This is a genomic window from Streptomyces malaysiensis subsp. malaysiensis (assembly GCF_040653035.1).
Taxonomy (GTDB): Bacteria; Actinomycetota; Actinomycetes; order Streptomycetales; family Streptomycetaceae; genus Streptomyces; species Streptomyces malaysiensis.
In genome coordinates this window covers 105,016-114,701 of sequence record NZ_JBEZNG010000024.1, presented here as the reverse complement: position 1 = coordinate 114,701, position 9,686 = coordinate 105,016, and the positions used below count along the sequence as shown (strand labels likewise).

Sequence of the window (9,686 nt, the reverse complement as noted above, 5' to 3'; positions counted from 1 at the left end):
GGAACCCATGAGCACCACCTCCCTCTTCGCAAGGAGCCGACGCAATGGTGAATAACGAGGACAAGCTCCGGGACTACCTCAAGCGGGCCACCGCCGACCTGCGTCAGGCCCGCCGGCAGCTCCGCGAGGTCGAGGAGCGGCACCAGGAGCCCATCGCCATCGTCGCGATGAGCTGCCGCTACCCCGGCGGGGTCACCACCCCCGAGGAGCTGTGGCGGCTCGTGCTGGACGGCCAGGACGCGATCTCCGGGTTCCCCACGGACCGCGGCTGGGACGTCGAGTCGCTCTATGACGCCGACCCCGACCAGGCGGGCGCCAGCTACGTCGACGAGGGCGGATTCCTCTACGACGCGGGCGGCTTCGACCCGGCGGTCTTCGGCATCTCGCCGCGCGAGGCCATGGCGATGGACCCGCAGCAGCGGCTGCTGCTGGAGGCGTCCTGGGAGGCGTTCGAGCGGGCCGGGATCGACCCGACCGGGCTGCGCGGCCACCGGACCGGTGTCTTCGCGGGTGTGATGTACCACGACTACACCTCGCGGCTCGACTCCGTGCCCGAGGGCGTCGAGGGCTTCCTCGGCACCGGCAGCTCCGGCTCCATCGCCTCCGGCCGGGTGTCGTACACCTTCGGCCTGGAGGGCCCGGCCGTCACCGTCGACACCGCGTGCTCGTCGTCGCTGGTCACCCTGCATATGGCGGTGCAGGCGCTGCGCAACGGCGAATGCTCGCTCGCGCTCGCGGGCGGTGTCACCGTGATGGCCACGCCCTCGACGTTCACCGAGTTCAGCCGGCAGCGCGGCCTCGCCGCCGACGGCCGCTGCAAGCCCTTCGCCGCCGCCGCGGACGGCACCGGATGGGGCGAGGGCGTGGGCATGCTGCTGGTCGAGCGGCTGTCGGACGCCCGTAAGAACGGCCATCCGGTGCTCGCCGTCGTGCGTGGCTCGGCGATCAACCAGGATGGCGCCTCCAACGGTCTGACGGCGCCCAACGGCCCGTCCCAGCAGCGCGTCATCCACCAGGCGCTCACCAACGGCCGCCTCTCCGCCGCCGATGTGGACGCCGTAGAAGCACACGGCACGGGTACGACGCTGGGCGACCCGATCGAGGCCCAGGCGCTGCTCGCCACCTACGGCCAGGAGCACACCGAGGACCAGCCGCTGCTCCTCGGCTCCATCAAGTCCAACATCGGGCACACCCAGGCGGCCGCCGGTGTCGCCGGGATCATCAAGATGGTCAAGGCCATCGAGCACGGTGTGCTGCCCAGGACGCTGCACATCGACGAGCCGACCCCGCATGTCGACTGGTCGGCGGGCGCGGTGTCGCTGCTCGCCGAGACCACCCCCTGGCCGGAGACCGGCCGTCCGCGCCGGGCCGCCGTGTCCTCCTTCGGCTTCAGCGGCACCAACGCGCACACCATCCTGGAGCAGGCCCCCGCCGAGGAGCCTGCCGAGGATGCCACCGAGGAACCGGCCCCGGCCAAGCCGCTGGACGTGGTGACGTGGGCGCTGTCGGGCAAGAGCGCGGCCGCGCTGCGCGCCCAGGCCGAGCGACTGCTGGCCCACCTCGAGGCCGACCCGTCCCTCAGCCCGCTCGACGTGGCCCTCTCGCTGACCACCACCCGGGCCCAGCTCGACCACCGCGCCGTGGTGCGCGGCCAGGACCGCGACACACTGCTGACCGGGCTGACCGCCCTGGCCGAGGGCGGTATGGCGGCGGGTGTCGCACAGGGCTCCACCGTCGGCGGCCGTACGGCGTTCGTGTTCCCGGGGCAGGGTTCGCAGTGGGCCGGGATGGCGGTGGGGCTGATGGATGCCTCGCCTGTGTTCGCGGCGCGGATCGAGGAGTGTGCGGGGGCGTTGGCGGAGTTCACCGACTGGTCGTTGGTGGATGTGTTGCGGGGTGCGGAGGGTGCGCCGTCGTTGGAGCGCGTCGATGTGGTTCAGCCGGTGTTGTTCGCGGTGATGGTGTCGCTTGCGGAGTTGTGGCGTTCGTTGGGTGTTGTTCCGGCGGCGGTGATCGGGCATTCGCAGGGTGAGATCGCGGCGGCGTGTGTGGCGGGGGCTTTGTCGTTGAAGGACGCGGCGCGTGTGGTGGCGTTGCGGAGTCAGGCGATTGGACGGGTGTTGGCGGGCAAGGGTGGCATGGTGTCGGTGGCGCTTCCGGTGGTGGAGGTGCGGGAGCGGATCGAGCCGTGGGGCGAGGAGCGGATTTCGGTGGCGGCGGTCAATGGGCCGTCGTCGGTGGTGGTCTCGGGTGAGCCCAAGGCGCTGGATGGGCTGATCGCCTCGTGTGAGGCGGATGAGGTGCGGGCGCGCCGGGTGCCGGTGGACTACGCCTCGCACTCCGCGCAGGTGGAGTTGCTCCGCGAGGAACTCCTGGAGCTGCTCGCCCCCGTGGAGCCCAAGACGGCCGAGGTGCCGTTCCTGTCGACGGTGACGGGGGAGTGGGTCGAGGGTCCGGAGCTGGATGCCGAGTACTGGTTCACCAACCTGCGCCGCACCGTCGAGTTGGAGGGTGCGGTTCGCCGGCTGCTGGACGAGGGCTTCGGAGCCTTTATCGAGTCCAGCGCGCACCCCGTCCTGACGATGGGCGTGCAGGAGACGGCCGAGGACGCGGGCCGTGAGGCGGCCGCGATCGGGTCGCTGCGCCGTGACGAGGGCGGTCTTGACCGCTTCTGGGCCTCCGTCGGTGAGGCGTGGACACGTGGCGTCACCGTGGACTGGGACGGCGTGTTCGACGGTACGGGCGCGGTCCGCGTGGAGCTGCCCACGTACGCCTTCCAGCACCAGCACTACTGGCTGGAGTCGGGCACCCCCACCGCCGACGCCACCCCCGCCGCCGACCCCGTGGAGGCCCGCTTCTGGGAGGCCGTCGAGCGCGAGGACTGGCAGTCGCTCGCCGCCGAGCTGGACGTGGACGGCGACGAGCGGGTCAGCGCGCTGCTGCCCGCGCTGGCGTCGTGGCGCAAGCAGGCCCGTGAGCAGTCCACGGTGGACGGCTGGCGCTACCGCGTCACCTGGAAGCCGCTCGCCGATGGACAGTCCGCGCGGCTGACCGGCGTCTGGCTCGTCGTCGCCCCGGCCACCGAGAACACCGACACCTGGACCGACGCCGTGGCCGGGGTGCTCGCCGAACGCGGCGCCGACGTACGGCGGATCGCCGTGGACACCGACGCCGACGGCCGCGAGGAGCTGACCGAGCGGCTGCGGGCGGCGCTCGCGGAAACCGACGGCATCCCGTTCACCGGAGTGCTCTCGCTGCTGGCCCTCGACGGCCACCCGCACCCCCGCCACCCCTCCGTCCCGGCCGGAGTGGCCGCCCAGCTCGCGCTGGTGCAGGCCCTCGGCGACGCGGAGATCGGCGCGCCCCTGTGGTCCGCCACCCGGGGCGCGGTCTCCGTCGGCCGTGCGGAGCCGCTGGAGTCGCCCGAGCAGGCGCTGGTCTGGGGTCTGGGCCGGGTGGTCGCGCTGGAGCACGGCGAGCGCTGGGGCGGTCTGGTCGATCTGCCCGGGGCGCCCGACGAGCGGGCGCTGGCCCGGCTGGTGACCGCGCTCGCCGGGGCCGAGGAGGAGGACCAGGTCGCGATCCGCGCCACCGGGCTGCTCGTACGCCGTCTGGTGCGCGCCCCGCTGGCTGCCACGCCCCCTGTACGGACCTGGGAGCCGACCGGCACCACTCTGGTCACCGGCGGCACGGGCGCGCTGGGCGCCCATGTGGCGCGCTGGCTGGCCGGCAACGGGGCCGAGCATCTGGTGCTCACCAGCCGCCGTGGCCTGGACGCCCCGGGCGCGGCGGACCTGCGGTCAGAACTGACCGAGCTCGGCGCCAAGGTCACCATCGCCGCGTGTGATGTGGCCGACCGCGCCCAGGTCGAGGCGCTGCTCGCGGACATCCCCGCCGAACACCCGCTGACCGCCGTCGTCCACACGGCCGCCGTGCTGGACGACGGGGTGATCGAGGGCCTGACCCCGGACCAGGTGGACCGGGTGCTGAAGGTCAAGGTCGACGCCACCCGCCATCTGCACGAGCTCACCCGGGATCTGGACCTGTCGGCGTTCGTGCTGTTCTCGTCCTTCGCGGCCACCTTCGGCGCGCCCGGCCAGGGCAACTACGCCCCGGGCAACGCCTTCCTGGACGCCTTCGCCGAGTACCGGCGTGCCCAGGGCCTGCCCGCCACCTCGCTGGCCTGGGGCCCGTGGGGCGAGGGCGGTATGGCCGAGGGCGGTGTCGGCGACCGGATGCGCCGCCATGGCGTCATCGAGATGGCGCCGCGGTCGGCCGTCACCGCGCTCCAGCACGCGCTGGACCGCGACGAGTCTGTGCTCACCGTGGTCGACATGGAGTGGAAGCGCTTCGTTCTCGCCTTCACCTCCGGCCGCTCCCGTCCGCTGCTGCACGACCTGCCCGAGGCGCGGGACGTCATCCAGGACATGGCCGGGGACGCCGACGCGGACGGCGCGGGCGCGGTCGCACTGGCCCAGCAGCTGGCCGGGGTGCCGGAGGCCGAGCAGGAGCGACTGGTGCTGGAGCTCGTCCGCACCGCCGTGGCGGCCGTCCTGGGCTATGCGGGCGCCGACGACGTGGAGGCCGGCCGGGCGTTCAAGGAGCTGGGCTTCGACTCGCTGACCGCCGTCGAACTGCGCAACCGGCTCAGCGCCGCCAGCGGGCTGAAGCTGCCGCCGACCCTGATCTTCGACTACCCCACCCCCACGGTGCTCGCGCGCCATCTGCGCGGCGAGATCGCCGGTGAGCGGAGCGCCGCGGTGGCCGCGCTGCCCACCGCCGCGGCGCTCGCCGACGACGAGCCGATCGCCATCGTCTCCATGAGCTGCCGCTTCCCCGGTGGGGTGCGGACCCCCGAGGAGCTGTGGCAGCTGCTCGTCTCCGGTGGCGACGCGCTGTCGGAGTTCCCGGGCGACCGCGGCTGGGACACCGAGGCCCTCTACAACCCGGACCCGGACGCGCAGGGCACCAGCTACACCCGCGAGGGCGGATTCCTCACCGGGGCCGGTGAGTTCGACCCCACCTTCTTCGGCATCTCGCCGCGTGAGGCCATGGCGATGGACCCGCAGCAGCGGCTGCTGCTGGAGGCGTCCTGGGAGGCGTTCGAGCGGGCGGGCATCGACCCGGCCACGCTGCACGGCAGCCCGTCCGGTGTCTTCGTCGGCACCAACGGCTCCGACTACTCCATCCTCATGCGCAGCAACACCGAGGGCTACGAGGGCCACCTGGCCACCGGCAGCGCCGCGAGCGTCGTCTCCGGCCGGCTCTCGTACACCTTCGGTCTGGAGGGCCCGGCGGTCACCGTCGACACCGCGTGCTCGGCGTCGCTGGTGGCGCTGCACCTGGCCGTCCAGTCGCTGCGCCAGGGCGAGTGCTCGATCGCGCTCGCGGGCGGGGTGACCGTGATGGCCACCCCGGGCACGTTCATCGAGTTCAGCCGCCAGCGCGGACTGTCCTCCGACGGCCGCAGCAAGGCGTTCTCCGCGGACGCGGACGGCTTCAGCCCGGCCGAGGGCGTGGGCATGCTGCTGGTCGAGCGGCTGTCGGACGCGCGTAAGAACGGCCATCCGGTGCTGGCGATCGTGCGTGGCAGCGCGATCAACCAGGATGGTGCGTCGAACGGTCTGACGGCGCCGAACGGCCCGTCCCAGCAGCGCGTCATCCGGCAGGCGCTCGCCAACGCCCGGCTGTCCGCCGCCGAGGTGGATGTCGTCGAAGCACACGGCACGGGTACGACGCTGGGCGACCCGATCGAGGCGCAGGCGCTGCTCGCCACCTACGGCCAGGAGCGGCCCGAGGGGCAGCCCCTGCTGCTCGGCTCCATCAAGTCCAACATCGGCCACGCCCAGGCGGCCGCCGGTGTCGCGGGTGTGATGAAGCTCGTGCTCGCGCTGCGCCACGGCGTTCTGCCGGAGTCGCTGCACATCGTGGAGCCCACCCCGCATGTGGACTGGTCGGCGGGCGAGGTCGAGCTGCTGACCGAGGCGCGGGAGTGGCCGGAGACCGGCCGTCCGCGCCGGGCCGCGGTGTCCTCGTTCGGCTTCAGCGGCACCAACGCGCACGCCATCATCGAGCAGGCGCCCGCCGAGGAGCCGGACGAGACCGCGCCGGTGACCCGGCGGCCCGGGGCGCTGCCGTGGACGGTGTCCGGCAAGAGCGAGGCGGCGCTGCGCGCCCAGGCCGGCAAGCTGCTGGCCCGCCTCGACGCCGACCCTGCCCCGCGCCCGCTGGACATCGGCCACGCGCTGGCCACCACCCGCGCCGCCTTCGACCGGCGCGCGGTCCTGGTGGGCACGGATCGGGACGATTTCGTCCGTGGTTTGGACGCCCTCGCTAGGGGGCAGGTCGTCCCCAACCTGGTGCAGGGGGACTCAATCGGGGGCAAGGCCGCATTCGTGTTCCCAGGACAGGGGTCACAATGGGTAGGCATGGCCGTGGAGCTGTTGGATGCTTCACCGGTGTTCGCTGCCCGTATTGATGAGTGTGCCGCCGCGCTCGCAGAGTTCACCGACTGGTCGTTGGTGGATGTGCTGCGCGAGGCGGAGGGCGCACCGTCACTGGAGCGGGTGGACGTTGTTCAGCCGGTGTTGTTCTCCGTGATGGTTTCGCTCGCGGAGCTGTGGCGTTCGCTGGGTGTGCGGCCGTCGGCCGTGGTCGGCCATTCGCAGGGTGAGATCGCGGCGGCGTGTGTGGCGGGGATTCTCTCGCTTCAGGACGCGGCGCGTGTGGTGACGTTGCGCAGTCAGGCGATCGGCCGGGTGCTTGCGGGCAAGGGCGGCATGGTGTCGGTGGCGCTTCCGGTGACCGAGGTGCGGGAGCGGATCGCGTCCTGGGGCGAGGAGCGGATCTCGGTGGCGGCGGTCAACGGGCCGTCGTCGGTGGTGGTTTCGGGTGAGCCGACCGCGCTGGATGAGCTGGTCGCCTCGTGTGAGGCGGATGAGGTGCGGGCCCGGCGGGTGCCGGTGGACTACGCCTCGCACTCCGCGCAGGTCGAGTTGCTCCGTGATGAGCTGATGGAACTGCTCGCGCCCGTACAGCCCAAGGCCGCCGAGGTGCCGTTCCTGTCCACCGTGACGGGGGAGTGGGTGGACGGCACCGAGCTGGACGCCGAGTACTGGTTCACCAATCTGCGCCGCACGGTTGAGCTTGAGGGTGCCATCCGGCGGCTGCTGGACGAGGGCTTCGGTGTGTTCATCGAGTCCAGCGCGCACCCGGTGCTGACGATGGGTGTGCAGGAGACGGCGGAGGACGCGGGCCGCGAGGCGGCCGCGATCGGTTCGCTGCGCCGTGATGAGGGCGGTCTTGACCGCTTCTGGGTCTCGCTGGGCGAGGCGTGGACGCGCGGGGTGAGCGTGGACTGGGAGGCGGTGTACGAGGGGACCGGCGCGGTCCGCGTCGAGCTGCCCACGTACGCCTTCCAGCACCAGACCTACTGGCCGCGGGCCGCCGACGTCCCGGCCGATGAGTCCGGCACGCCGTCCGACGCCGTCGACGCCCGCTTCTGGGAAGCCGTCGAGCGCGAGGACCTGGAGTCGCTGGCCGACACCCTCGCGTTCGGGGACGACGGCGAGCGGTCCTCGCTCGGCGCCGTCCTGCCCGCGCTGGCGTCGTGGCGCAAGCAGGCCCGTGAGCAGTCCACGGTGGACGGCTGGCGCTACCGCGTGACCTGGACCTCGCTGACCGAGCGCCAGGCCCCCCGGCTGTCCGGGACCTGGCTGCTGGCCGTGCCCGAGTCCGCCGCCACCGACGACTGGACGCTCGGCGCGATCCGGATGCTCACCGAACGCGGCGCCGAGGTACGGCAGATCACCCCGACCGCCGTGGAGTCGGACCGCGCGTCGCTGACCCGCCTGGTGCGCGAGGAGCTGGCCGACGCCGGAACCGTCTCCGGTGTGCTCTCGCTGCTCGCCTTCGACGAGGGGACCGCGCCCGGCACCGACGGTGTCAACGCCGGGCTGACCGGCACCGCCGTGCTGATCCAGGCCCTCGGCGACGCCGGGGTGGACGCGCCGCTGTGGTGCGCCACCCGGGGCGCGGTCTCCGTCGGCCGTACGGACACCGTGGACTCCCCCGAGCAGGCGCTCGTGTGGGGGCTCGGCCGGACCGCCGCGCTGGAGTACCCGGAGCGCTGGGGCGGTCTGGTGGACCTGCCCGGCGCGCCCGACGAGCGGGCGCTGGCCCGGCTCGCCGGGGTGCTCGCCGGAAGCGACGGCGAGGACCAGCTCGCGGTGCGCACGGCCGGGGTGTTCGCCCGCCGGCTCGTACACGCCCCGCTGGCCGGTGCGCCCGCCGCAGGGTCGTGGAAGCCGGCCGGTACCACGCTGGTCACCGGCGGTACGGGCGCGCTGGGCGCCCATGTGGCGCGCTGGCTCGCGGCCAACGGCGCCGAGCATCTGGTGCTCACCAGCCGCCGTGGCCTGGAGGCCCCGGGCGCGGCCGAGTTGCGGGACGAGCTGACCGGGCTCGGCAGCGAGGTCACCGTCGCCGCGTGCGACGTGGCCGACCGCAAGGCCGTCGAGACGCTGCTCGCCACCATCCCGGCCGACCAGCCGCTCACGGCGGTCATGCACGCCGCGGGCGTTCTGGACGACGGCGTCCTGGACGCGCTCACCCCGGAGCGGTTCGCCACCGTCCTCGGCCCCAAGGCCGACGCGGCGCGCCATCTGCACGAGCTGACCCGCGAGCTGGACCTGTCCGCGTTCGTGCTGTTCTCCGGTATCGCGGGCACGCTCGGCGACGCCGGACAGGGCAACTACGCGGCGGCCAACGCCTATCTCGACGCGCTGGCCGAGCGGCGCCGCGCCGACGGCCTGCCCGCCACCTCGGTGGCCTGGGGCCGCTGGGGCGAGACCGGGCTGGCCGCCGACGGGGCCATCGGCGAGCGGCTGGACCGGGGCGGTGTCCCGGCGATGGCGCCGCACGCGGCGATCACGGCGCTCCAGCGGGCCCTGGACCATGCCGACACGGTCGTGGCCGTGGCCGACATCCAGTGGGACCGCTTCGCCTACGGCTACACGGCGGTCCGCCCCAGCCCGCTCATCGGCGAACTGCCCGAGGTCAAGCGGCTGCGGGAGACCGGCGGCCCGGCGGCCGGCGAGCCCGGCGCGGGCCCGGACGGGTCCCCGGCGGAGGCGCTGCGCAAGCGGCTGGCCGGGATCTCCCGGGCCGAGCAGTCCCTGGTCGTCCTGGAGGTCGTGCGCTCGGGCGCGGCCGCCGCGCTCGGCCACTCCTCGACCGACGAGGTGGGCGCCGGGCGGGCGTTCAAGGAGCTGGGCTTCGACTCGCTCATCGCCCTGGAGCTGCGCAACCGGCTGACCGCCGCCACCGGGCAGAAGCTGCCCGCCACGCTGGTCTTCGACTACCCGACCCCGACGGCGCTCGCCGAGTTCCTGTGCGCCCGGATCGTGGGCGACGGCGGTACGGCCGCCGCGCCCGGGGTCGCCGAGCTCGACGCGCTGGAGTCCGCGCTGTCCGTCCTCGACCCCGACAGCGAGGCACGGGAGACCATCGCGGACCGGCTGCGGGACCTCGCGGCGAAGTGGGCGGAGCCCCGTACGGCCGACGCCGAGGCGGCCGAGGGCGACGGCGGGACCGTGACGGAGAAGTTGCAGGAGGCGACACCCGACGAGGTCTTCGCCTTCATCGACAAGGAACTCGGAATCTAAGGATCGATGGGTCCGCGGGCG

Annotated in this window: 1 protein-coding gene; it reads left to right on the top strand. The window is 73.4% G+C overall.

Annotated features, from left to right (window positions below):
- The first annotated feature begins 44 nt into the window (after positions 1–44).
- Complete coding sequence (locus tag AB0E24_RS35735; protein WP_359383455.1) at positions 45–9,665, top strand: type I polyketide synthase; 9,621 nt, start codon at positions 45–47, stop codon at positions 9,663–9,665.
- Positions 9,666–9,686: the final 21 nt, after the last annotated feature.

Excerpts from the sequence above, each read along its gene's own strand:
- AB0E24_RS35735 (WP_359383455.1), top strand. The coding sequence starts at position 45 with ATGGTGAATAACGAGGACAAGCTCCGGGACTACCTCAAGCGGGCCACC.